A 23,559-nucleotide genomic window follows, 5' to 3' on the forward strand; every position below is an offset into this window, starting at 1 on the left:
GGCCCGTGCCTGCTCCGCGGACGGAGCCGGGCACGTGCCGCGCTCGCGAAGTCGCCCCATCCATGCGTTCCTGACTTTCTGAAGTGACCGAACCCCCACGTGAAGAACCCGAACACCACACGACGCGACGAGATCGCGGCGGGCCTCGCCGAGGTCGAGCGCCGGATCGCCGCCGCCTGCCAGACGGCCGGGCGCGCGCGACGGGACGTCACCCTCGTCGCCATCACCAAGACCTATCCCGGCTCCGACGTGAGAATCCTCACTGAGCTCGGCATCCGCGACGTCGGCGAGAACCGCGACCAGGAGGCCGCGGCCAAGGCCGCCGAATGCGCTGACCTGCCCCTGACGTGGCATTTCGTCGGACAGCTCCAGACGAACAAGGCCAAGTCCGTCGTCTCCTACGCCGATGTGATCCACTCGGTCGACCGCGCGCGGCTGGTCGGAGCACTGAGCCGCGAGGCCGTCAAGGCGGGCCGGTGGGTCACCTGCCTGGTCCAGGTGGCGCTGGACGACGATCCGGGCCGCGGTGGAGTGCTGCCTGCGGAGCTGCCGGCGCTGGCCGATCTGATCGCGGCGGCCGAGGGGCTGGCCCTCGGCGGGGTCATGGCGGTGGCCCCACTCGGAGGCGAACCAAATAGGGCGTTCGCGAGGCTTTTGGAACTATCTTCTGCTCTTCGAGCGGTACATCCGGATGCGTCCGTCGTTTCGGCGGGAATGAGTGGAGATCTGGCCGAGGCGATCGCACACGGAGCGACACACGTGCGTGTCGGTACGGCGTTGCTCGGTCGCCGGAAGCCCTTCGTCAGGTAATGTCCCCCCGAGTGGACCTTGATGTCCATGTATCCGAGCAGAGGTCGAGAGCGGTGCCTTAGGTTGCCTTGGGTACGGCGACCATGAGCAGGAGGACGACGTAGCGATGGCCGGCGCGATGCGCAAGATGGCGGTCTACCTCGGTCTCGTGGAGGACGACCGCTACCCGGATTATGGCAATTACGCCGACGACGAGGATTACACGGACGACTACGTCGACCGGCGCCGCGGTGACGAGCACGGTCTTGGAACGCCCCAAGAGGGCCAGGAGGAGGTCGAGACCCCGGTCCCGGCCCCGAGATCCGGCTCCGCGGTCGTCGAGCGCCGTACGACCGATCTGGCGCGGATTACGACCCTTCATCCTCGTACGTACAACGAAGCGCGTACGATCGGCGAGCACTTCCGCGAGGGCACTCCCGTCATCATGAACTTGACAGAAATGGTCGACAGCGACGCGAAGCGCCTTGTTGATTTCGCGGCAGGTCTGGTCTTTGGCCTACATGGCAGCATTGAACGTGTTACCAACAAGGTGTTCCTGTTGTCCCCTGCCAATGTCGAGGTGACCGCCGAGGACAAGGCCCGAATCGCGGAACGCGGGTTCTTCAACCAGAGCTAGAGTTCCACCATGAACAGTGAACGGCCATACATGGCCTACCCGGACCGAGGCCGGCAGATCGGGATGGAGGCAGGACGCGACCGTGGGGATCGTTAGGGACATCTTGGTCGGAGTCCTGTACATCTATCTCATACTGTTGATCGGCAGGATGATCTTCGAGACGGTGCAGGCGTTCGCCCGCTCCTGGCGCCCCACAGGGGTGGTCCTGGTGCTCGCGGAGGCCACGTACACGGCAACCGATCCACCTCTCAAGTTCCTCCGCCGTTTCATTCCGCCCCTCCGGTTGGGTACGGTGGCCTTTGACCTAAGCTTCACAGTGCTGTTCATTGTGGTCTTGGTCATGATCCAAATCGTGTCCGCGCTTCGTTTTTGATCGGGTACCGTCCTCCGGACAGACTCCGAGCGCGCCAAGGAGACCGAAATGCCGCTGACGCCCGCTGATGTGCGGAACAAGCAGTTCAGTACCACCCGGCTGCGGCCGGGGTACGACGAAGAAGAAGTCGACGCCTTCCTTGATGAGGTGGAGGCCGAGCTCGACCGCCTCATCCAGGAGAACGAGGAGCTTCGTGCGAAGCTGACCGAGTGCCTGCGTGGCAAGGTGCCGGGTGGGATGGGCATGAGCATGGCGCCGGCGCCGGTCGCCGAGCCCAAGCCCGAGATGATGATGCCGCAGCCGGAGCCCATGAAGCCACCGGAGCCCATCAGGCCCGAGCCTGTTCCCGTCGGCATGGGCATGCCCCCCGCCGAGGACAACATGGACACCGCCGCCCGTGTGCTCGCCTTGGCGCAGCAGACCGCGGACCAGGCGATCGCCGACGCGCGCCGCGAGGCCGACGAGACGGTCACCCGGGCGCGGCGCGAGGCCGACGAGGTCCTCGGCAAGGCCCGCCGCCAGGCCGAGCAGATCATCGGTGACGCCCGTGCCCGCGCGGAAACGCTCGAGCGCGACGCCCAAGAGCGCCACAGGCAGGCGATGGGCTCGCTGGTGCAGACCCGTGACGAGCTCGAGCGCAAGGTCGAGGAGCTGCGTAGCTTCGAGCGCGAGTACCGCAGCAGGCTGAAGCTCTACCTTGAGAACCAGCTCGCCGAGCTCAACGTGTCGGCCGAGGGCAGTGGAGGCTTCCCGGTCGTGGGTGCTCAGATGGGCGGGGCTCCGGCCATGTCCCACGCTGTCGCCCCCGGTGGCCAGCAGCAGATCCCCGGTGGCCAGAACAACCCGTTCGGCCCCGAGCCCACGCAGCACTCCGGTGCCTTCCAGGGAGTCGACGGCCCTCACAACGAACGCCGTTAGGGTAACGGGTCAGGTTCCTTACCGACCCGCGACTGGGAGTCCCTGTGATCTACCTCAGCGCCATTCTGGTGGTGCTCGCCTTCGGCCTTCTGGTCGCGGGCGTGGTGACCGGAACAGCGGTCCTGGTCATGTGGTCGATCGTGGTCAGCGTGCTGTCCGCGGTCTTCCTTATGATCGGGGCGCTGCTGCGTCGCCATGAGTTGTTCCCCTCCGGCGGCACGACGGCGGCGACCGCGCCGCCGATGCCCATGGCAGGCGCCGGAGTCGCGGGTGGCTCGATGGGCCGTCCCGGTGGAGTGGCCTCCCCGGGGGCCCCGCCGCACGGGGCATCCCTCGCGCATCCCATGGCCGCGCCTCACGCGGGGTACCAAACCGCCACGCTGGCTACGCCGCGTGCGTTTCCCGCGACAGGGCCGGTCAGGGGCGCGGGAGGCGGTCCGTCTTCCGACGCGATCGTGCTCGTCATCCCCGGGCGCAAGCGGTTCCACCTGCGTGGGTGCCGCCAGCTCGCCGGGCGCGAGGTCGAGGAGCTGACGTACGAGGAGGCCCGCGAGGAGGGCTTCACGGCCTGCACTACCTGCCTCCCCGACGGCTACCAGCCCGACACCGCCCGCAAGGCCGACACCGGCCACATCCCCGAGCCCACCCCCCGCGCCGCGGACGCGGGCCACAGATCCGAGCCCGGAGACAGGCCCGAGACAGGTCGCACGTCCGAGGTGGGTCGCGCTCCCGAATCCGGACGTGGCTCCGAGGCGGCCGGCGTCACGGGCGCGGCGGGCGACAAGGCGGCGACCGGCTCGGGCACAGGCCACAAGCCTGAAGGCCCGGCCGCGACCAAGCCCGAGCACCAGGCCGGGAGCCGGAACAAGGCCGAGGGCAAGGCCGCCGAGACGGGACGCGGGCCCGCGTCCGGTTACAGGTCCGATGAGACGCGGCCGGTGCCCCAGGTCCCCGCCAAATCACCGATGGATCCGATCGAGAAGGCCCCCGGGCGCGCCGGGACTCAGACCGGTTCCTCTTCATCGGGTCCGGTCGAGAAGGCCCCCGGACGCGCCGGGACTCAGGCCGGCTCCTCTTCCTCCGGTTCCGCCGCGGACGCCGAGACCGAGCGTCCGGACGGGGAGCAGTCCTCCACCTGGCGGTCCGAGGCGTGGTTCGCGGCTCCTTCCTCGGGCTCGTCCACTGAAAAGCCGCCGACCGGCAGCCCTTCGGGTAGCTCTTCGGGCGAACCCGGTGGCTCCTCCTCCGCGAAGAAGCCTGGCGCCTCTTCCACGCCGATCGACCTTCCGGTCATCCCCGTCAAGCTTCCCGAGGCCGTCACCCCCTTCGAGGCCTTCAAGCGTTCGGACCCGCCAAAGCCGTCGGCCGGGCCGAGCAAGCCCCCGGCCAGCGACGCGAGGCCCGAAGAGCCCGATGGCGGGAGGCCCCGCAAGGCGTCGTCCGACCCGAGCCCGTCAGCAGGCATGCCCGGAACGGTCGGCAAGAAGCCCGTCGAGGCGCACGACAACGACAACGACGATGACGATGATCCGGTCGTCGTGGTCAGCGGCGCGCTCCGCCCGGCCGCCGCCTCCGGCAAGACGGCCACCACCACCGACAGGACGGCCGCCACTCCCGGCAGGGCGGACACGTCCAAGGACGCCGACTCCGCGAAGAGCGCCGGATCGGAGAGAAGGACCGACTCCGCCAAGAGCGCCGGACCCGAGCGGGGGACCGAGCCCGGCAAGAGCGCTGGGCCCGAGAAGAGTGCTGGGCCCGAGAAGGGCGCCGTCAGTCCTGCCGCGGGGAAACCCGCGGAGCCGGAGAAGGCCACCGCGACTTCGGACGGCGCGGGCTCCACCGGCGCCACCCCCAAGCCGCCCGCGCCCGCCGAGAAGCCGTCGAAGCCGCGGCCGGAGGGCGGCTCCCCCGAGCGGTCCGACACCGGCCCCGCCCGCAGGGACACCGACGCCAAGCGCGGGGACACCCATTCCAGGAGCGGGCACACCGACGTCGAGCCGGAGCACACCGACACCCCGTCAAGTGATGCCGGTGACAAGCGGAGCGGTACAGGGGACGGGCAGAGCACCGCCGGGGACAGGTCGAGGAAGACCGACTCGACCGTCGAGGTGATGCGCCCCGGCACCGTCAAGGTCATCCCCGGCACCCGGCGTTACCACAGCTCCGCCTGCCCGCTGATCAAGGGATCGGACCCGGGCATCCTGGAGACGATGTCCAAGCCCGACGCCGAGGCCGCCGGCCTGACCCACTGCTCCGTCTGCGACCGCGACGACTGAAGCTTTCAACGTTTCCCCCGGCTCGTGAGTCCTGGCGGGCCGGGCTGCGTGTTCGCGACCGTGTCGGCGAGGTGGCGATCCCGGATGACAGATCCCGGATGACATGGGTCACGTGTGGGGACCATGGTCCATCCGGCGTTCGCCGGCGCTTCGGGCGAGCCGCGACGGGGACACGAGATCGCTTGGGCGCCGGTCCCTTGCCCGGGATTGGGATGCGGCCATATCCCGGCTCCACGGGTCCGTGCCGGCCATCGCGTGCTGATGTTTTCGGACAGCCTCAGGGTTCCGGTCGGACTCGGTACGCCGGGCCTGCCGGGTGGCTCCCGGCGTGCTCCGTAGATCGTTCCAGATCCCGTGAGCGTACGACCCGGTGGTGAGCTTCACGGAATGGCCCGCCAGGGCCGTGCGTGCCGAGCCCGGATCGTGCTGCAATTCAATTGCCACCGGTTTCTGATCGGGTCCGGATATTAAGAGTTCAGCCATATCTCCAAGGGGGCGCGGCGGCCCAATCGGAGCTGGGAATGCCGGATGCACGGGGTGATCGGGATAGTAGCCGCGACCGCTCGGGATTTACGGGCCGTCCAGAATGGCAACTCCGGATGGAGTGACCATTTCTGCTAGGGCTTGTCAAGCAGCGCACGCAAAAGGTATGGGCGGTGACCAGATATGGCCACCGTAACCGGCGACCCGGTGGAGTTGACCCTCCGTTTCGCCGTCAAGAAGAGAAGGGATCTTGACTGCATCACGGGAGGCATGTAAAAGTTCAACCCGTGGGGCAATGAGGTCGAAAAAGGATGAGTGGTGCCCGCCTTCCCACTCGTTCTGGAACAAGGAGATCTTCGGAAATAACGCGACCCACCCCCAAGCCCTCTCGCTGACCGTCCAAACCGGCCACAGCCGCGCCTTGGAATGGCAATTTCGCCATGCCTGACTACTTCGAGGAAACACACATGGGCAAGATCGCCGTACTCACCAACGACCTTCAGGCCGACGTGGTCCACAAGACCCCGGAACGCACTGCCGCCATGGCCCAGGCGCAGGGAACCTTCGTGAAGTTCCTGGACGAGATGCGCCGCCGGGGGCACCACATCTTCCACCTGCAGCTCGTCAACCTGCCCGACGACCCCAACGTCGAGCGCGACCTGGACGGCACCCTGCCCCTGCAGCGCGGCTCTGAGGGCGCCGCCATCCTGGCGGACTTCCTCGACCCGGCCGACCAGGTCGTGGAGAAGAACAAGGACAGCGGCTTCTACGAGACCGAACTGCACGACCGCCTGCAGGCGGCGGGCGTCGACACCGTCCTCGTGACCGGCCTTCAGACCCAGATCTGCGTGCAGACCACCGCCGCCGACGCCTTCTTCCGCGGCTACAACGTGTGGGTCCCCTCCGACTGCGTCGTCTCGGGCAACGCCGCCGACCGCGACCGCGCCCTGGAGTGGCTCGCCGGCTACTGCGCGACCGTCGCCCCCTCGGAGGACATCCTCTCCAGCCTCGACGTCGGCGGCGAGCTCCCGCGCAAGGTCGTCAAGATCCTTCCGTGACCCGGCCCGGTGACGACGTCCTCGAAGGGACAGAACATGACCACCACGACGGCGACCGCCGACGAGATCGTCCTTGACCACGGCAGCGGGGCCCAGCTCAGCCACGAGCTGATCTCCCTCATCGTGGAAACGCTCGGCGACGTCTACGTCGGCGAGATGGAAGACAGCGCGACACTCTCCATCCAGGGCACGCGGATCGCGATGACCACCGACTCCTTCGTCGTGGACCCCGCGTTCTTCGGCAACGGCGACATCGGCAAGATCGCGGTCTGCGGCACGGTCAACGACCTCGCCGTCGTCGGCGCCCGGCCGCTGTATCTCACGCTCGGCATGATCATCGAGACCGGCCTGCCCGTCGACCGGCTGGTGCGCGTCCTGACCTCGATCCGGGAGACCGCGCGCGAGGCCGGCGTCCTGATCGTCTGCGGCGACACCAAGGTGGTGCGCAGGGGAGAGGCCGACCAGATCTACCTCAACACCGCCGGGGTCGGGGTCTTCGAGCGCGATCCGCTGCGGATGAGCGACGTGCGCCCCGGCGACCGCGTCATCCTGAGCGGACCGATCGGCAACCACACCGTGCACCTGCTGTCCATCCGCGAGGGCCTGGGGTTCGAGCAGCGGGTGCTGAGCGACTGCGCGCCGCTCAACGGCATGCTCGACCGGCTCCTCGACGGCGTCCCCCGCGGCGCGGTGCGCTCGGTCCGCGACGTCACCCGGGGCGGCCTGGCGGCCGTCCTGCACGAGTACGCCGGCGTGACCGGCCACGCCATCCGGGTCGACAAGGAGACGCTTCCCATCCAGCACGAGACCCTCATGGCGACCGAGATGCTCGGCATCGACCCGATCCACAGCGCCAACGAGGGATGCGTCTGCGTCTTCGCCGACCCCGCGGCCGAGCGCGAGGTTCTCGCGGCCCTGCGCTCGCACCCCTACGGCGAGCACGCGGTGGTCGTCGGCGAGGTCACCGACCGCCCCGGCGCCATGGTGCTGATGCGCGAGCCCGATGGCCGGGAGTCGCAACTCGACGAGCTTCAGGGCGCCGAACTGCCGAGGCTGTGCTGAGATGGCGGCGTCGATGGAGGACACGGCGCGCCACCAGCGCTGGCGCATCCGCGTCGGCGGAGTGGTCCAGGGCGTCGGCTACCGGCCGTTCGTCTACAAGCTCGCCCTCACCCACCGGCTCGACGGCTGGGTGCTCAACGACCCCGAGGGCGTGCTGACCGAGGTGCAGGGCGACCCTGACGCGCTGCGCCGGTTCGCCGAGGGACTGCGGACCGAGGCCCCGCCGCAGGCCCGGGTGCAGGACATCAGCGTGACGCCGCAGCCGGGGCTGGAGACCGGGTTCGACGGGTTCGTCATCCGGAAGAGTGTGCACGCTGGGCGAAGAGTCGCCATCGTCCCTGCCGACGCGTTCGTCTGCGCCGACTGCCTGGAGGAGTTGCGCGACCCCTCCGACCGCCGGTACGCCTACCCGTTCATCAACTGCACCAACTGCGGGCCGCGCTACTCCATCGTGCGGGGGCTTCCCTACGACCGGGCGCAGACCACCATGAGCGCGTTCACCATGTGCGCCCCCTGCGCCGCCGAGTACGGCGACCCGCTGGACCGGCGCTACCACGCCCAGCCGAACGCTTGCCCCGACTGCGGCCCGAGCCTGATGTGCGCCGACAGGGAAGGTGCCGTCCTGCGCGGCGCGGCCGCTCTGGAACGGTCCGCCGAGGTGCTGGCCGGCGGGGGCATCGTCGCGGTGAAGAGCGTCGGCGGCTACCACCTGGCGGTGGAAGCCCGCGACGCGGAGGCCGTACGCCGGCTGCGCGCCCGCAAACGGCGCGACTCCAAGCCGTTCGCGGTGATGGCTCGCGACCTGGCCGAGGTCGCCCGGTTCGCCGACCCGACCCCCGGCGAGGCCGGGCTGCTCGGCTCGCCGGCCCGTCCGATCGTGCTGGTGCGCAAGCGGCCCGGCGGCCTGCCCGAGGAGATCGCCCCCCGCAACCCGAACCTCGGAGTGATGCTGCCGTCCGCGCCTCACCACCACCTGCTCACGGACCGGCCGGGCCTCGGCGCCTTGGTGATGACCAGTGGGAACGTCTCCGGGCACCCGATCGCGTTCCGCGACGAGGACGCCCTCGGCCGGCTCTTCGAGATCGCCGATCTCATCCTGTACCACGACCGCGAGATACAGGTCCGGGTGGACGACTCGGTGGTCCGCCACACCGTCCACCCCGAGCTGGAAGAGCCGGTGACGACCTTCCTGCGGCGCAGCCGTGGCTACGCGCCCTACCCGGTGGAGGTGGGCACCGAGCTGGCTCCGCTGGCCGGGTACGGCGCCGAGCTGAAGACCACGGTCGCGCTCACCCACGGCACCCGCGTCTACCTCAGCCAGCACATCGGCGACCTGAAGAACGACGAGACCTTCGAGTCCCACCGCCAGACCATGGCCCACCTGGCCCGCCTGCACGAGGTGACGCCCGGCCACGCGGCGGTGGACCTGCACCCGCAGTTCCGCTCCGCCCGCGTGGCCATCGAGGAGTACGGCCGTGAGCCCGGCCGGGTGCTGCGCGTGCAGCACCACCACGCGCACATGGCGTCCTGCATGGCCGAGCACCGCCTGTCCGGCAGCGTCCTCGGCGTGGTGTTCGACGGCTTCGGTTACGGCGAGGACGGCACGGTGTGGGGCGGCGAGCTGCTGCTCGGCGGCTACCGTGAGGCACGCCGGGTGGCGCGCCTGCGCCCCATGCCGCTGATCGGCGGCGACCGCGCGGTCAAGGAACCCATCAGGACCGGCTTCGCGCTGGCGCTGGACGCCCTCGGCGACCCCGAGGCGGCCCTCGCGGCGTTCCCGGCGCTGCGCGGCCTCCGCGCCGAGGAGCTGCGCGTCTACACCACCATGGCCCGGCGCGGCGTCAACTCCCCGGCCGCCTCCAGCATGGGCCGCCTGTTCGACGCGGTCGCCGCGCTGCTGGACGTTTGCGTGCTCGCCGAGTACGAGGCGCAGGGCCCGATCGAACTGGAGGGGCTGCTCGGCCGCGACCTGGCGATGAGCCCGCAGGACGAGTGCTACCGCTTCGCGGTGGACGAGACCGGCGGGCTGCCCGAGATCGACCCCCGCCCGGTGGTGCGGGCCCTGGCAGCCGACGTGGCGGCGGGCGTTCCCGTCGCCGAGGCGGGCCGCCGGTTCCACACCGGCGTCGTGCACGCGGTGGTGGAGCGGTGCGCGGCCGTACGCGCGGCGAAGGGGGAGGCCGCCGGCAGGGTGGTGCTGTCCGGTGGCGTGTTCGCCAACGAGTTCCTCCTGGTCAACTGCATGATCGAGCTGCGTAGAGCCGGGTTCGCGACCTATTGCCACCAGCAGGTGCCCGCGGGCGACGGCGGCATCGCGCTCGGCCAGGTGATGGTCGCCAACGCCCGCCTGGCCGCCATGCGGGAGGAGGCCCGATGACCCGCGCCCGTCCGCACGTCGTGGTGCTGCACCGCTGGCGGGACCGTTACGCCGACTACGCCGCCTACCTCGACCACACGGCCTACGACGTGAGCTATGTCACCACGGCGATCGCACGCGAGTCGGTGCCCGATCAGGCCGCCGGGGTCGAGCTGGTCGCGGCCACCGACGACCTGGCCGAGATCAGCGCGGCGGTCGCCGTCCTGGCCGCGCGGCTCGGCCCGCCCCGCCACCTGGTCGCGCTCAACGAGGGCGACTTGGACGCCGCCGCCGCCCTGCGCGGCGCGCTCGGCTGCGGCGGGCAGGACTCCGCCGCGCTGACCCGCTTCCGCGACAAGCTCACCATGGCCGAGACCGTGGCCGCGGCGGGCCTGCCGGTGCCGCCGTTCGCCGACGCCCCGGACACCGCGTCCGTGCGCGCCTTCGCCGCGCGGCACGGCTGGCCGGTGGTGGTCAAGCCCCGCCGGGGCGTCGCCAGCCGGGACGTGCTGGTGCTGCGCTCACCCGCCGACCTCGCCCGCCTGGATGACACGCCGGTCGAGCCCCGGCTGGTCCAGGCGTTCGTCGCCGACCCGATCCTGCACGTCGACGGGGTGTGGACGGGCACCGGGCTCGGCCCCTGGCGTGCCTCCCGTTACGTCAACACCTGCCTGGACTTCACGTTCGGCGCCCACCTCGGCTCGGTGGAGGTCGACGACCCCGAGCTGCTCGGCCCGCTGGAGGAGTTCACCGCCGGGGCCGGCGCGGCGCTCGGCGGCGGCGAGCCCTGGGTTTTCCACCTGGAGGCCTTCGCGGGCGCCGGGCCGGCGGGCGAGCCGAGGATCGTCTTCCTGGAGGCGGGCGCCCGGGTCGGCGGGGCCGAGATCCCGTTCGTCTGGCGCGAGGTCCACGGCTTCGACCTGATGGCGGCGGCCGTCGACATCCAGCTCGGCCGCGCCCCCGCCGTACGGCCCCTGCCGCGCGGCGCGACCGGCGGGTGGCTGCTGCTCCCGGTTCCGGTCAGTACGCCCTGCCGGGTCGCCGGCTCGGGACTCGCGCCTCCCGCCGGTGACGGTGCGGAGGCCGTGGAACACGTCGACGGTCTGTACGCCCAGGTGGTCCCGCCGGTGGGGGCGGTGATCCCGAAGGCCGGCGGCTACGAGCACGTCGGTGCGCGGTTCCGGTTCCGGGGCGCCTCCAGCCGGGATGTCGAGGCGGCCATCGCCAAGACGGCGGCCTCCTTCCGGCTGTGGTGCGAGCCCGTGCCCGGCTGACCGGCGCCCCCGGCTCGTCGCCGGGGGGCGCGACCGTACGGCCGGAGCACCGGTGAACGACCAGGACACGAGAAAGAGGAGAGACGTTCGATGTTGGACAGCGCGAGCCGCCTGATCGTGGTGGGCAGCCGGCTGCGGGCCTATCGCGAGTACGCGATGGCCTCGCTGGCCGGGCGGTACGAGATCGCGCTGGTCACCTCCCAGCCGATCACCTGGGAAGCGTCGTACGTCTCGGCCTTCCGGTTCGCCGACATCACCGACCCCGCCGCCCTGCGGCCCGCCGTCGAGGAACTGGTGGCCGAGGCGCCCGGCCGGGTCGGCCTGTTCACCTGGGACGAGCTGGCGCTGGTCCCGACCGCCGAGGTGGGCGAGCTGCTCGGCCTGCGCCACATGTCCGCCGAGGCCGCGGCGGCCTGCCGCGACAAGTACACGACCCGCGCGCTGCTGGACAAGGCGGGGCTCCCGGCGGTGCGGCACAGCCTGGCCCACACCGAGCGGGAGGCGCTGGCAGCCGCCGACGACATCGGCTACCCCGTCGTCGTCAAGCCCCGGTCCCTGGCCGGCAGCCTCGGGGTGAGCATGGCCCGCGACCCTGCCGGGCTGCGCGCCGCCTACCGTTCGGCCACCGGCACCTCGTTCCCCGGCCTGCGCGCCGAGAGCGGCGTGCTGGTGGAGGAGTTCCTCGAAGGGCCGGAGATCAGCGTCGACGCGTGCGTGGTGGACGGCGTCCCCGAGCCGGTCGCGGTCGCGCGCAAGCGGCTCGGCCACCCGCCCTACTTCGAGGAGGTCGGCCACCTGGTGGGCCCGTGGCGGCACGAGCCGTGGGCCGGCGAGGTGCTGACGTTGCTGCGCGACGCCCACGCCGCGCTCCGCGTCGATCACGGGCTGACCCACGGCGAGATCCGGCTGACCGCCGCGGGTCCCCGGCTGGTCGAGCTGAACGGGCGGCTCGGCGGGGACCTCATTCCCCGTGTGGGCACGCTTGCCAACGGGGTCGACCTGGCGCTGGCCGGCGCGGCGATGGCGTTCGGCGAGCGTCCCGATCTCACCCCGACCGCGTCCCGCTGGGCCGAGGTCCGCTTCCTCTACCCCGCGCACGACGGCGTCCTGGACCGCCTGGACACCGGCCGCGCCGCCGAGGTCCCCGGCATCGCCGAGGTCACCCCCCTCGCCGAGCCGGGCGAGGAGCTGCTCCTCCCGCCGCGCAAGCTCACCCCGCGCACCGCCGCGCTCATCGCCGTCGCCGCCGACCCGGCCGGTTGCGCCGCCGCCCTGGACGCCGCCGAGGACGAGGTCCGTCCCGTCATGCGCGGCTCACGGCTGGACGCGCTCGGCGCGGTGATGGAGAACCCCGTCACCCGCCGCTATCTGCAGGTCGAGCGCGGCCTGCCCGCCATGGTCGTCCCCGGACTGCGCAACGACTGGATCCGCTACGGCGCGGGCGGCGGCCAGTCGCTCAACCGGCCGGTCTTTCTCACCGCCCCCGATCGGCGCCGCCTGGAGGACGACCTCAACGGCCTGTTCGCGTTGCTGGCCGCGATCCCCGGCCGGCTGTTCGGCGGTGACCTGCGCGCCTTCGCCGAAGGCGTGGGCATGACCCCGACCCAGGTGGAGCTCGTGCTGCGCGGCGCCGGCCTGCGCCTGCCGCCGATGTCGCGGGCCGACATGTACCGCGAGCCCGGCGGCTTCAAGCTGATGGAGCTCAACACCGGCAGCTCCCTCGGCGGCTGGCAGATGGCCGAGTTCGCCCGTGCCGCGGTCCAGAACGCCGCCTTCCGGCGGTTCGCCGACGCCGAGCGCCTGGTCCATCCCGAGCCGGTGGCGCGGATAGCCGAGGTGCTGCGCGCCGACGCCGTCCACGCCGGGTTCACCCTGCCCGCCCGCCCGGTGCTCGCCCTGACCGAGTGGCCCGACGGTTTCGCCAAGACCAAGCCCTGGCTGGACTTCGTGCTGCCCGAGTGGCTGCGGCACGGCTTCGACGCGGTGGTCTGCGGCCTGGACGAGTTCACCTACCGCGACGGCGCGCCGCACGTCCACGGCCGCCGGATCGACGTCGTCTACCGCATCTTCCTGCCGGGCGAGATGGAGGACCCCGAGCTCAGCCACCGCCTGGTGGACCCGCTGCTCGATGCCGCGGAGAGCGGGCGGGTCTTCCTGTTCGCCGGGCTGGACTGCGAGCTGTACGGCAACAAGGGCAGCCTCGCCATGCTCAGTGACGAGCGCAACCGCGACGTCTTCACCGCGGAAGAGCGCGACCTCATCGACCGTGTCCTGCCCTGGACGCGCTTCCTGCGCGAGGAGACGGTCCAGCACGACGGCCGGGCCGTCGACCTGTTGAGCCACGTCCTGGCGAACAAGGACCGGCTCGCGCTCAAGCCCACGCTTCTGTACGGCGGGGTCGGCGTCGTACCGGGCTGGACGGTCGGCCAGGCGGAGTGGGAGAGCCGGATCCGCGGCGCGGTCGACGGACCCTACGTCGTGCAGGAGCGGGTGCTGCCGGTGGCCGAGCGCTTCGTCACCGACGCCGGCGACGGGTTCGAGGCGATGGCCGTCGCCTACGGCGTCCTGATGGTCGGTGAGCGGTACGTCGGCATGCTGGTGCGCGGGACGCCCGACCCGGGGGTCGGCATCGTCAGCATGTCCAACGGCGCGCAGATCGGCTGCTGCTTCCACGTGGAGCCCGACGGGGAAGTCGCATGAGGGGTCCGCGGCTCGGCGGGCTCTGGCGGGACCCCGAGTTCCTGAAGTTCTGGTCAGGGGAGGCGGTGTCCCAGCTCGGCGCGCAGGTCACCCAGCTCGCCCTGCCGCTGGCCGCCGTCTACCAGCTCGACGCCTCCTCCGTGCAGCTCGGGCTGCTCAACGCCGCCGGCTACGCCCCGTTCCTCGGCGCCACGCTGTTCGTCGGCGTCTGGGTGGACCGCCGGCGCCGCCGCCCGCTGATGATCTCCAGCAGCCTCGGCCGGGCACTGCTGCTCGGCGGCGTGCCGCTGTGCGCGGCGCTCGGCGTGCTGCGCATCGAGTACCTCTACGCCACCGCGCTGCTGGCCGGCGTCCTCACCGTTCTGTTCGACGTCTCCTACCAGTCGTACCTGCCCTCGCTGATCAGCCGCGACCGGCTGGTCGAGGGCAACAGCAAGCTCCAGGCCACCAGCTCGATCGCCCAGATCGGCGGGCCGGGTCTGGCCGGCCTGCTGGTCGGCTGGCTCGGCGCGCCCACCGCCCTGCTCACCAACGCGGTCTCCAGCCTGTTCTCGGCCGCCAGCCTGATCGCGATCCGCCGCCCCGAGCCGCACCCGGCGCTGCCCGAGCGTCGCGTCTCCACCTGGCGGAGCATCGGGGAGGGCCTCGGCCTGGTCTTCCGCAACGGCTCCATCCGGGCGATCGCCCTGCAGGCCGGCACCTACAACGCCTGCTGGATGTCCCTGCAGACGGTGTTCGTGCTGTACGCGGCACGGGAGCTGCGCGTGGGGCCGGGCACGGTCGGGCTCCTGCTCAGCTTCGGGGCGATCGGTTCGCTGCTCGGCGCCTTCTGCGCCGGCCCGCTCAAGGAGCGGCTCGGCCTCGGCCGGGCCGTCGTCGCCGAGCTTCTGCTGTGCTGCGGCGCGCCGGTCCTGATCGCGCTGTCCCCGGGGGCCGGCCCTCCGGGGTACGCCATGTACGTCGCGGCGTTCGCGCTGTGCGGCATCGGTTCCACCATGTCCACCATCCACGCGGTCAGCCTGCGGCAGGCGATCACTCCCGACCGCCTGCTGGGCCGGGTCAACGCCGGGTGCAGGTTCGTCGCCTGGGGGCCGCTGCCGCTCGGCGCGCTGGCCGGCGGCGCCCTCGGCGACGCCATCGGCCTGCGGCCCACCCTGTTCGTCACCTCCCTGGCGTTCATGTCGGCGCTGCTGTGGGTGGTCTTCTCGCCCGTGCCCGCCCTGGTCGACTTCCCGTCCCCTGACGACAGCGGCCCGGCCCGCGACCGGCCCGCCGTCCCGATCCCGTGACGCCCCCGGCTTCCGCCGGCGGCGCCCAAGACTCAGCAAGGAGAACGATCGTGCAGACGAGCGAGCCCTCGACGCTCTACCGGCCGGCCGGCACCCAGGCCGGGCTTGAGGAACTGCGTGGCCTGCTAGGCGCCGCCCTGGACATCCTGGGCGAGGTCGCGGCAGGGCGGACGGGGCCGGTGCCCCCCGGCGGGCCGGAGGCCGCCCGGGAGGCCGCCCGCCAGGCGCTCGCCGGCCCCCTGCTCCCGCCCGGCGCGCCCGCGGGCCCGGCCGCCGTCCTGGACGAGCTGGTCCGCCCGTACGCCCGCTGGGCCGCCGACATCACGCACCCGGCCGCGCTGGCGCGCATGCAGCCGCCGCCCACCACCGCCTCGGTCGCCGCGGAGCTGGTCGCCGCCGTGCTCAACCAGTCGCTGCACGCCTGGGAGAGCGGCCCGTTCGCCCTGGAGCTCGACCGCTGGCTCATCGCCAGGCTCGCCGAGCTCGCCGGCTACGGCCCCGGCGCGGGCGGCACGCTCACCTCCGGCGGCAGCGTCTCCAACCTGATGGCCCTGATCGCCGCCCGCGACGACACCATCGCGGCCAAGCTGGGCCGATACTCCTTCCAGGAGGGCCTGCTCCAGATCGGCGTCCAGCCGGTGATCCTCGCCCCCGAGGGCATCCACTTCTCCATCGCGCGCGCCGCGCGGATCCTCGGCATCGGCGAGGAGCACATCCGCGCCGTCCCGGTCGGCAAGGACGGCCGCATGATCCCAGCCGAGGCCGACCGGATCCTCACCGAGTTGCCCGCGGGACAGCTCGCCGTGGCCCTGGTCGCCTGCGCCGGGTCCACCGACCTCGGCATCGTCGACCCGCTGCCCGAGATCGCCGAGGTCACCCGCCGGCACGGCGTCTGGCTGCACGCCGACGCGGCCTACGGTGCCGGGGCGCTGTTCTCCCGGCGGCTCCGGCCCATGCTGGACGGGCTGGCCCTGGCCGACTCGATCACCATGGACCTGCACAAGTTCGGCTGGACGCCCGCCTCCTCGGCCGCCCTGCTGGTGCGCAGGGAGGAGACGCTGCTGCCGTTCGGGCTCCAGCCCACCACGTGCCTGAGCTCCGACGACGACACCTGCGCCGGGTACATCGGCCTGCAGGGCACGTCCCTGCAGACCACGCGCAGGGCCGACGCCCTGAAGATCGCGGTGACGATGCGCGCGCTCGGCGAGGACACCATCGAGGCCATGGTCGACACCTGCCACGACCTGGCCCGTTACGCGGCGGCCCGGATAGCGGCCGAGCCCCGGCTGGAGCTCGGGACCGAGCCGCCGCTGACCGCCGTCCTGTTCCGCTACCTGCCGGACGCGCCGTCGGATGCCGACGCCTTCAATGGGGCGCTGCGCCGCCGTGCCTTGGAGGAGGGCCGGGCGCTGATCGCCCGCACCCACATCCCCGCGGGCGACGGCGGGACCAGGGTGTTCCTCAAGCTCATGCTGCTCAATCCGGACACCACCCCCGAGCAGATCGACCAGGTCATCGACATGCTGCTGGCGCTGGCCGCCGAGCAGGAAGCCGCCACCGCCGGCGCGTGACCGTCGCCGCCCCGTCCGAGGTGAACCACGTGCACACGAAAGCCCCACCGCTCCTGCTGCCCTCGGCGTCCGACGACGTCAGGGAATCGATGCACGAGCGCCTGCCCCGCGCGCTCGCGCTGCCGCTCACGATGCTGACCGGCCGGCCCCACGCCGGCCAGCGGCCGATCCGCGTCACACCCGGCGCGCACCTGTCCGGCGCGCTGACGTCCTTGACCGCCGGGTTGCTGATCAGCGGCGCCGCGCTGGGCCTCGGCGGCTGGTGGGGGGCGCTGCTCGTCCCCGGCTGGGCGATGACCCTGCACGGCGCGCGCAACCTCCGCATGATGATCTACCACCAGTGCGCGCACCGGAACATGTGGGGCGACCGGCGGGCCGACGCGCTGCTCGGACGGGTCATCGCGGCACTGCTGATGGTGCAGGACTTCGACCGGTACAGTGCCGAGCACGTCAGCGACCACCACGCCCTGCACCACATGACCCTGCGCGACCCGACCGTGCAGGCGTTCCTGGTCAGCCTGGAGCTGCGGCCGGGGATGTCGCGGAGCCAGATGTGGCGGCGCCTGCTCGGCAAGATCTTCTCACCGGTCTTCCACGCGCGGTTCCTGGCGGCCCGGCTGCGCTCCTACTTCCATGCCGCCTCCCCGGCGCTGCGGGCCGGCACGCTCGCCTGGCTGGCCGCGGTGGTCGCCGTGGTGGCGTGGCTGGACGCCTGGGTGTTCCTCGTGGTCGCCTGGATACTGCCGATGACCCTGTTCTACCAGGTCAGCAATACTCTGCGGCTGTGCGTCAAGCACACTTTCCCCTCCCCGGAGCAGACCGTCCGCCGGGGCCGGGAGTACTTCGCCTCGCTCACCAACGCGATCTTCATCGGAGAGCCCGTGCCGCCGCCCGGCGAGGCGCTGTGGGCCTGGACGCGGTGGTGGGCGCGGATGACGCTCGTCCACTTCCCGGCCCGCTACCTTGTGCTGACCGGGGACACCGTCTGCCACGACTTCCACCACCGGTTCCCGATGAGCAAGGACTGGGCCGGCTACATCTTCGCCCGCGAGGCCGACCACGCCGCCGGGACGCCGGGCTGGCCGCCCTACCGGCAGGTCTGGGGGCTGGTCCCGGCCATCGACGTGGTGTTCGACTCCCTGCGCGCCGCCGATCCGGCCGAGTTCCACCCCGACCGGCTGGCCGAGGTCAGCCACCGCGAGCTCTTCGCCGCCTTCGACGACTGACAGTGACGACGTGAACCGAGTAGGGGAAGACATATGAACGTGCCGCAGGAGCGGGGCGGGCGCCTGGTGATCCTCGGCGTGACCGAGAGCGACGCGCACGCCGTGGCCAACCGGCTGATCGCCATGATGCTACGCCGGCACGGATTGGAGGTGGTGAACCTCGGCGTCTGCACGCCGCTGGCCGAGTTCGCGGACGCCCTGGACCGCCACCCCGGCGCGGAGGCCGTCCTGATCGGGAGCCTCAACGGCCACGCCCACCACGACCTGCGCGACCTGCCGGCGCTGAGGGCCGCGGGCCGCCTGTGCCGGCCGGTGATCCTTGGCGGCAACCTCTCGGTGGGCAGCCACAAGCGCGACGCCGACCTCGGGCGCCTGCGCGACCTCGGGGTGGACCACCTGCTGGACGACGCCGCCGGGCTGATCCTGCTGCTGGACCTGATCCACGCCTCGCGCACGCCCGCCCCCGTACCGGCGGGCGGCGCGGCACGAGCGGAGCTGGTGGCCGAGGCGCGACGTGGTTGACCTGCTCGACCTCGGCCTGGACGACCGGCTGGCCGGCGAGCTGCCCGGCGAGGAGGAGATCCTCGGCCACCTCGGCACGCCCGGACGTCCGCACGCCGCCGACGTGCTGCGCGCCGCCGAGGCCGCCGGACGCCCGGTGGTGCAGCCGAGATGCGGCGTCGGCGGGCACGAGGAGATGCTCGGCCTGCTGCGCGCCCTGGAGGCGGCCGGGCCGGGCATCCTGTCGGTCACCATCGACTCCCACACCCGCCTGCGCGGGTTCGACGCCGCCGCCGAGCTGCTGCGCCGTGCCCCGTCCGACCTCAACGGCTACCCCATGGTGGCGCACGGCTGGCGCAGGGGACGCGAGCTGGCCGCCTCGGTGGGTGTGCCCCTGGAGGTACGGCACGGCTCGCCCGACGCCCGGGAGCTGTTCGCGGTCTCCCTGGCGTCCGGGATCACCTCCTTCGAGGGCGGTGGCGTCGGCTACAACCTGCCGTACTCCAAGGACGTCCCGCTGGAGGTGTCGCTGCGGGCCTGGCAGCGGGTGGACGCCGCCTGCGGGCGCCTCGCCGAGGCCGGCGTGGTGGTCGACCGCGAACTGTTCGGCACCCTCACCGCCGTGCTGATGCCCCCGTCGATCAGCCTGGCCGTCACCCTCCTTGAGGCCGTCGCCGCGGCTCGGGAAGGCGTGCGGTGCCTGTCCATCGCCTACGCCCAGGGCGGCGAGCCCCACCAGGACGTCGCCGCCCTGCGGGCGATCCGCGTACTGGCCCGCCGCTATTTAGACGAGAAGGTCGAGGTCTACCCGGTCCTGCACGAGTTCATGGGCGTCTTCCCCCGCACCCCCGACTACGGCGGGGCGCTGATCCTGTGCGGCGGGCTGGTGGCGCGGCTCGGCGGAGCGGCCAAGGTCGTGAGCAAGACCGTCCAGGAGGCGTACGGAATCCCCGACTCGGCCGCCAATGCCGCCGGGATCCGCGCCGCCGCCCTCGGCGCCTCGGAGCTGCTGGACTTCGTCCTGATCGACGAGGACCGGGTGGCCGAGGAGCGGCACTGGATCGAGCGTGAGGTCGCCGAGCTGGTGGACCCCGTGCTCGGCGACGGCGGCGACCTGCTCGCGGCCATCGTGGCCGCGTTCCGCGCCGGGCGGCTGGACGTCCCGTTCAGCGCCAGCGTCCACGCCCGCTCCAACGTGGTACCCCGCCGCGACCGGGACGGGGCCATCCGCTACGCCGACCCCGGCGACCTGCCGTTCTCCCCGGACGTACTGCGGCGCAACGCCCGCCTGCTCGAAGGCGGCGGACCCGGGGACACCGGCCCTGACCTGTTCGGCGCGATCACCGCCGACATCGACTACTTCCTCGACCGCGAGCGCCGGTCGCTCGCCGGGCGCGACCCCCTCACCGACCGATTCCGAATGAGGTAACGATGACGTACGACAACGTGGAGAGCCGCCAGGCCGGCGGTCCCGTCCCCGACCCCGCCGAGGGCGCGCGGGTGCACGCCCTGGACCGGGCCCACCTGTTCCACTCCTGGGCGGCGCAGGACGGCGTCGACCCCATCCCTGTGGCGGGGGCCTCGGGGCGCTACTTCTGGGACTACGACGGCAAGCGCTACCTCGACTTCTCCTCGCAGTTCATCAACCTCAACATCGGCCACGCCCACCCGAAGGTCGTCGCCGCGATCAAGGAGCAGGCCGACCGCATCTGCATGATCGCCTCCACGTTCGCCAACGACCAGCGCGGCGAGGCGGCCCGGCTGATCGCCGAACTCGCGCCCGGTGACCTCAACCGCGTCTTCTTCACCAACGGGGGCGCCGAGGCCAACGAGCACGCCGTGCGGATGGCCCGCCTGCACACCGGCCGCCCGAAGGTGCTGTCGGCCTACCGCTCCTACCACGGCGGCACCTCCACCGCGATCAGCCTGACCGGGGACCCGCGCCGCTGGCCCAACCAGAACGCCGGAGGCGCCGACGCCAACGTCGCCCACTTCTTCGGCCCCTACCTGTACCGCTCGCACTTCCACGCCACGACCGAGGCCGAGGAGACCGCCCGCGCGCTGGCCCACCTGGAGCAGGTCATCGCCTTCGAGGGCCCGTCGACCGTCGCCGCCGTGGTGCTGGAGACGGTGGTCGGCACCGCCGGCATCCTCGTGCCCCCGGCCGGCTACCTGGCCGGGGTACGCGAGCTGTGCGACCGGCACGGCATCGTCTTCATCGCCGACGAGGTCATGTCCGGCTTCGGCCGAACCGGCGCGTGGTTCGCCGTCGACCACTGGGACGTCACTCCCGACCTGATCACCTTCGCCAAGGGCGTCAACTCCGGCTACGTCCCCCTGGGCGGCGTCATCGTCTCCGACGCCATCTACGACACCTTCCGCACCCGCCCCTACCCCGGCGGCCTCACCTACTCGGGCCACCCGCTGGCCTGCGCCGCCGCCGTCGCGGCCATCACCGCGATGAAGGAGGAGGGCATCGTCGAGAACGCCGCCCGCGTCGGCGAGCAGGTCATCGGCCCCGGCCTGCGGGAGATCGCCGAACGCCACCCCTCGGTCGGCGAGGTACGCGGCCTCGGCGTCTTCTGGGCCCTTGAACTGGTGCGCGACCGCGAGACCCGGGAGATGCTCGTCCCCTACGCCGCCGGTGGCGGCGAGACCCGCCCGGTGGACGAGGTCGTCGCCGTGTGCAAGGCCCGGGGCCTGTGGCCCGTGTACAACTACAACCGCATCCACGTCGTCCCCCCGTGCACCATCACCGACACCGAGGCCAAGGAGGGCCTCGCCATCCTCGACGAGGCCCTCACCAAAGCCGACGCCCACGTCGCCTGACCTCGACGCGGCGGAGCCGCGCGGTCGCACAGGAGAAGGACCGCGCGGCGCCTGGCCCGCGCCGCCGGGCGGCCGAACATGTCAGTCGCCGCCCCCGGCATCGACTTCGACACCTTCATGGGCGGGGTGCGCCGCTTCGACACGCCTGGCACTGCGGTCCAAAGAGCTCCGGTCGCCCCATGGCAGCGGTCTCGTCTTCACCCGCCGCTTCTCCCGCCTGTAGCCCTACCCTCGTTGTGTCCTTCGAGAAGGCGGGCCAGTCGTTCCTCGTACGGCCGCCAGTCGAGGCCCTTGCTCTTGGCCCACCCATCGTCGTGGCAGGCACGCAGGTGACCGGGGCGCGCATCTCCGATGAGGGTGACGACATCGCCCCGGGCGCCCTGGGCCCGCATCCGCGCGATGATCTCCAGCGCTCCCCACAGGTTGGTGCCGGTGGCCGGTCCCACCGGAAGCCCGGTCACCTGGCGGACCCATCGCGCGGCGGCGACGCTGGCCGCGTCAGGAACGGGGATGAGCAGGTCGACGAGGTCGGGGGCGAATGCCGGCTCCATCCGGGGGCGGCCGATGCCCTCGATGCGGGAGGGCATGCCGGTGCTGTAGTCGGGGGCGTCGTACACCCAGCCAGGGAAGTAGGCGGAGTTCTCCGGATCGACCACCGCCAGCCGTCCGGGGAGGCCGCCGGCATGGAGGCGGCGGCCGACGGCGGCCGAGGTCGCGCCGGTGCCCGCGCCTACCACGACCCAGCGCGGGCACTCAGTGACCTGCTCGAACAACTCGTCGGCCAAGCTACCTCCGCGCCAGTCCACGGTCGCCGCGGAACTGTAGTGGTCCATGTAGTGGCCACCCACGTCGTCGGCCAGCCTCGCGGCCTGCTCGTAGATCGCCAGCGGCGGGTCTACGTGCCGGCACGTCCCACCGAGCCGTTCGACCGCTTCGCCCGGGGACTTCGCCGGCATGACGGCGATGTACGGCAGGCCGAGCAGCCGGGCGAAATAGGCCTGAGCGACGGCCATCGAGCCGCCGGTGGCCTCGACGACCGTGGTGCCCGCTACGATCCGGCCCGCGGCGATCGCATCGGCGAACAGGGCGCGGGCAAGTCGGTGCTTGAGGGTGCCGGTCGGCTGGGCCGACTCGTCCTTGAGCCACAGCCGGACTCCCCACGATGCCGGCAGCGGGAATTCGCCGAGCGGCGTGACGCCCGCCCGCGCCTTCTCCTCATCGAGCCGGGCGAGCGCCTCGGCGGCCCATGTACTGGTCACGGGACCAACGTACGTCTCAGGAAGCTCGATATCGCGCCAGATGCGTGCCAACCGGTCCCACGCCCGGCTACGCGAACCGGCAGATGGAATGTAGCTATTCAGCTGAGTGAATGACTGATGTCAGACTCGTGCCTTGGTGCCCGAGTTGATCGTGCTGCGAGTCTCCAGGAGCATGGTTTCTCGTGTCCGAGCCCTCCTTCTCCGTTGCTGCTGAGCTGGCAGAGCTGCGTGCGGGATTGAGTGAGGCCCGGACGGTGATCCGGGAGCTGCGCGAGGTCATCGAGATGAAGGCGGCCGAGTTGGCCGCGCGGGACATGCAGGTCGCGGCGCTGCGCGCGACGAACCAGACGCAGGCCGAGCAACTGACCAAGCTGGCGGGTCGGGTCGAGGAATTGGAGCGGCAGCGGGACCGTGATTGGGGGAACTCGGGGAAGCCTCCGAGTTCGGATCCGATCTATACGAAGAAGACGAAGGTGGCTGCCCGGGATCGGTCCTCGCGGGAGCGTGGGCAGCGAAATCCGGGGAAACAGCCAGGCGAGCCGGGGACGACGATGAACCTTGTCGATGATCCCCATGAGCGGTTCGAGTGCCCGCCTTTGGCCTGTGACGGGTGTGGCGGCGATCTGAGTGGAATGCCGGTCACGATGTCGCAGCGGCGGCAGATGACCGAGTCGCGGGCCGCTCCGGCACCGAAGATCACCGAGTTCGTGGTGCAGGCCAAAGCCTGTGGCTGCTGCGGGGTCACCAGCGTCGGGGTGGTGCCGCCGTATGTGACCGGGCGGGCTCAGTTCGGGCCCGAGACCCACGCGCTGGCCGCCAACCTGGTGTGCGGACATCACATCCCGGTCAAAAGGTCCACGATGCTGCTCGCGCAGATGGCCGGCATCGAGGTGGCCACCGGGTCACGGCCCCGGCGTTCATGAGATCTGTCCGGATTAGTGATCGTTGATCAGATGTC

General features: G+C 71.7%; 18 protein-coding genes. 17 read left to right on the top strand and 1 reads right to left on the bottom strand.

All coding sequences use genetic code 11. The features are described from left to right. Positions 1-99 precede the first annotated feature (99 nt). From AB0O34_RS29800 to AB0O34_RS29875, 16 genes are all read left to right on the top strand, one after another. Positions 100-810, top strand: a complete 711-nt coding sequence (locus AB0O34_RS29800; RefSeq protein WP_363921020.1) for a YggS family pyridoxal phosphate-dependent enzyme — start codon at positions 100-102, stop codon at positions 808-810. 106 nt (positions 811-916) lie between these two features. After that, positions 917-1,426, top strand: coding sequence for a cell division protein SepF (sepF, locus tag AB0O34_RS29805; protein ID WP_363921022.1), 510 nt, complete (start codon positions 917-919; stop codon positions 1,424-1,426). Between the two features lie 82 nt (positions 1,427-1,508). After that, positions 1,509-1,799, top strand: a complete 291-nt coding sequence (locus AB0O34_RS29810) for a YggT family protein (protein ID WP_363921024.1) — start codon at positions 1,509-1,511, stop codon at positions 1,797-1,799. 48 nt (positions 1,800-1,847) lie between these two features. Further along, positions 1,848-2,717: a DivIVA domain-containing protein gene (locus tag AB0O34_RS29815; RefSeq protein WP_363921026.1), complete on the top strand. Its 870-nt coding sequence runs from the start codon at positions 1,848-1,850 to the stop codon at positions 2,715-2,717. A 44-nt stretch (positions 2,718-2,761) separates the two neighbouring features. Then, complete coding sequence (locus tag AB0O34_RS29820) at positions 2,762-4,993, top strand: hypothetical protein (protein ID WP_363921028.1); 2,232 nt, start codon at positions 2,762-2,764, stop codon at positions 4,991-4,993. Positions 4,994-5,916: 923 nt separating this feature from the next. After that, complete coding sequence (locus tag AB0O34_RS29825; protein ID WP_363921030.1) at positions 5,917-6,534, top strand: cysteine hydrolase; 618 nt, start codon at positions 5,917-5,919, stop codon at positions 6,532-6,534. 36 nt (positions 6,535-6,570) lie between these two features. Then, on the top strand, positions 6,571-7,596 hold the full coding sequence (gene hypE / locus AB0O34_RS29830) for a hydrogenase expression/formation protein HypE (protein WP_363921032.1): 1,026 nt from the start codon (positions 6,571-6,573) through the stop codon (positions 7,594-7,596). A 13-nt stretch (positions 7,597-7,609) separates the two neighbouring features. Next, positions 7,610-9,973 (top strand): carbamoyltransferase HypF, encoded by a 2,364-nt coding sequence (gene hypF / locus AB0O34_RS29835; RefSeq protein ID WP_363921034.1) that lies wholly within the window; start codon positions 7,610-7,612, stop codon positions 9,971-9,973. Then, positions 9,970-11,226: a hypothetical protein gene (locus AB0O34_RS29840; protein ID WP_363921036.1), complete on the top strand. Its 1,257-nt coding sequence runs from the start codon at positions 9,970-9,972 to the stop codon at positions 11,224-11,226. The genes hypF and AB0O34_RS29840 overlap by 4 nt, the downstream gene beginning before the upstream one ends. A gap of 90 nt (positions 11,227-11,316) precedes the next feature. Further along, positions 11,317-13,926 carry an ATP-grasp domain-containing protein gene (locus tag AB0O34_RS29845; RefSeq protein ID WP_363921038.1) on the top strand — a complete coding sequence of 870 codons (2,610 nt, stop codon included), beginning with the start codon at positions 11,317-11,319 and terminating at the stop codon, positions 13,924-13,926. Beyond that, positions 13,923-15,215, top strand: coding sequence for an MFS transporter (locus AB0O34_RS29850; protein ID WP_363921040.1), 1,293 nt, complete (start codon positions 13,923-13,925; stop codon positions 15,213-15,215). Before AB0O34_RS29845 ends, AB0O34_RS29850 begins: the two co-directional genes overlap by 4 nt. A 50-nt stretch (positions 15,216-15,265) precedes the next feature. Then, entirely contained in the window at positions 15,266-16,786 is a 1,521-nt protein-coding gene (locus AB0O34_RS29855; RefSeq protein WP_363921042.1) for a pyridoxal-dependent decarboxylase, read from the top strand. Between the two features lie 29 nt (positions 16,787-16,815). After that, positions 16,816-18,012 (top strand): fatty acid desaturase, encoded by a 1,197-nt coding sequence (locus AB0O34_RS29860; protein ID WP_363921044.1) that lies wholly within the window; start codon positions 16,816-16,818, stop codon positions 18,010-18,012. A 33-nt stretch (positions 18,013-18,045) separates the two neighbouring features. Next, entirely contained in the window at positions 18,046-18,534 is a 489-nt protein-coding gene (locus AB0O34_RS29865; protein ID WP_363921045.1) for a cobalamin-dependent protein, read from the top strand. Next, positions 18,527-19,942: a methylaspartate mutase gene (locus AB0O34_RS29870; protein WP_363921047.1), complete on the top strand. Its 1,416-nt coding sequence runs from the start codon at positions 18,527-18,529 to the stop codon at positions 19,940-19,942. Before AB0O34_RS29865 ends, AB0O34_RS29870 begins: the two co-directional genes overlap by 8 nt. 2 nt (positions 19,943-19,944) lie before the next feature. Further along, on the top strand, positions 19,945-21,342 hold the full coding sequence (locus tag AB0O34_RS29875; RefSeq protein ID WP_363921049.1) for an aspartate aminotransferase family protein: 1,398 nt from the start codon (positions 19,945-19,947) through the stop codon (positions 21,340-21,342). Positions 21,343-21,539: 197 nt separating this feature from the next. On the opposite strand, the gene AB0O34_RS29880 is transcribed toward AB0O34_RS29875, so the two are convergent. Then, positions 21,540-22,601: a pyridoxal-phosphate dependent enzyme gene (locus tag AB0O34_RS29880; RefSeq protein WP_363921051.1), complete on the bottom strand. Its 1,062-nt coding sequence runs from the start codon at positions 22,599-22,601 to the stop codon at positions 21,540-21,542. Positions 22,602-22,783: 182 nt separating this feature from the next. Between AB0O34_RS29880 and AB0O34_RS29885 the strand changes: the two genes are divergently transcribed. Continuing rightward, a complete protein-coding gene (locus AB0O34_RS29885; protein ID WP_363921053.1) occupies positions 22,784-23,524 on the top strand; it encodes a DUF6444 domain-containing protein in 741 nt (246 codons plus the stop codon). Positions 23,525-23,559: the final 35 nt, after the last annotated feature.

It is taken from the genome of Sphaerisporangium sp. NPDC088356, assembly GCF_040685555.1.
Taxonomy (GTDB): Bacteria; Actinomycetota; Actinomycetes; order Streptosporangiales; family Streptosporangiaceae; genus Sphaerisporangium.

Bases quoted from the DNA above. Each gene is read 5' to 3' on its own strand.
- sepF (WP_363921022.1), top strand. From the start codon at position 917: ATGGCCGGCGCGATGCGCAAGATGGCGGTCTACCTCGGTCTCGTGGAG.
- AB0O34_RS29815 (WP_363921026.1), top strand. From the start codon at position 1,848: ATGCCGCTGACGCCCGCTGATGTGCGGAACAAGCAGTTCAGTACCACC.
- AB0O34_RS29825 (WP_363921030.1), top strand. From the start codon at position 5,917: ATGCCTGACTACTTCGAGGAAACACACATGGGCAAGATCGCCGTACTC.
- hypE (WP_363921032.1), top strand. From the start codon at position 6,571: ATGACCACCACGACGGCGACCGCCGACGAGATCGTCCTTGACCACGGC.
- hypF (WP_363921034.1), top strand. From the start codon at position 7,610: ATGGAGGACACGGCGCGCCACCAGCGCTGGCGCATCCGCGTCGGCGGA.
- AB0O34_RS29840 (WP_363921036.1), top strand. From the start codon at position 9,970: ATGACCCGCGCCCGTCCGCACGTCGTGGTGCTGCACCGCTGGCGGGAC.
- AB0O34_RS29845 (WP_363921038.1), top strand. From the start codon at position 11,317: ATGTTGGACAGCGCGAGCCGCCTGATCGTGGTGGGCAGCCGGCTGCGG.
- AB0O34_RS29850 (WP_363921040.1), top strand. From the start codon at position 13,923: ATGAGGGGTCCGCGGCTCGGCGGGCTCTGGCGGGACCCCGAGTTCCTG.
- AB0O34_RS29865 (WP_363921045.1), top strand. From the start codon at position 18,046: ATGAACGTGCCGCAGGAGCGGGGCGGGCGCCTGGTGATCCTCGGCGTG.
- AB0O34_RS29875 (WP_363921049.1), top strand. From the start codon at position 19,945: ATGACGTACGACAACGTGGAGAGCCGCCAGGCCGGCGGTCCCGTCCCC.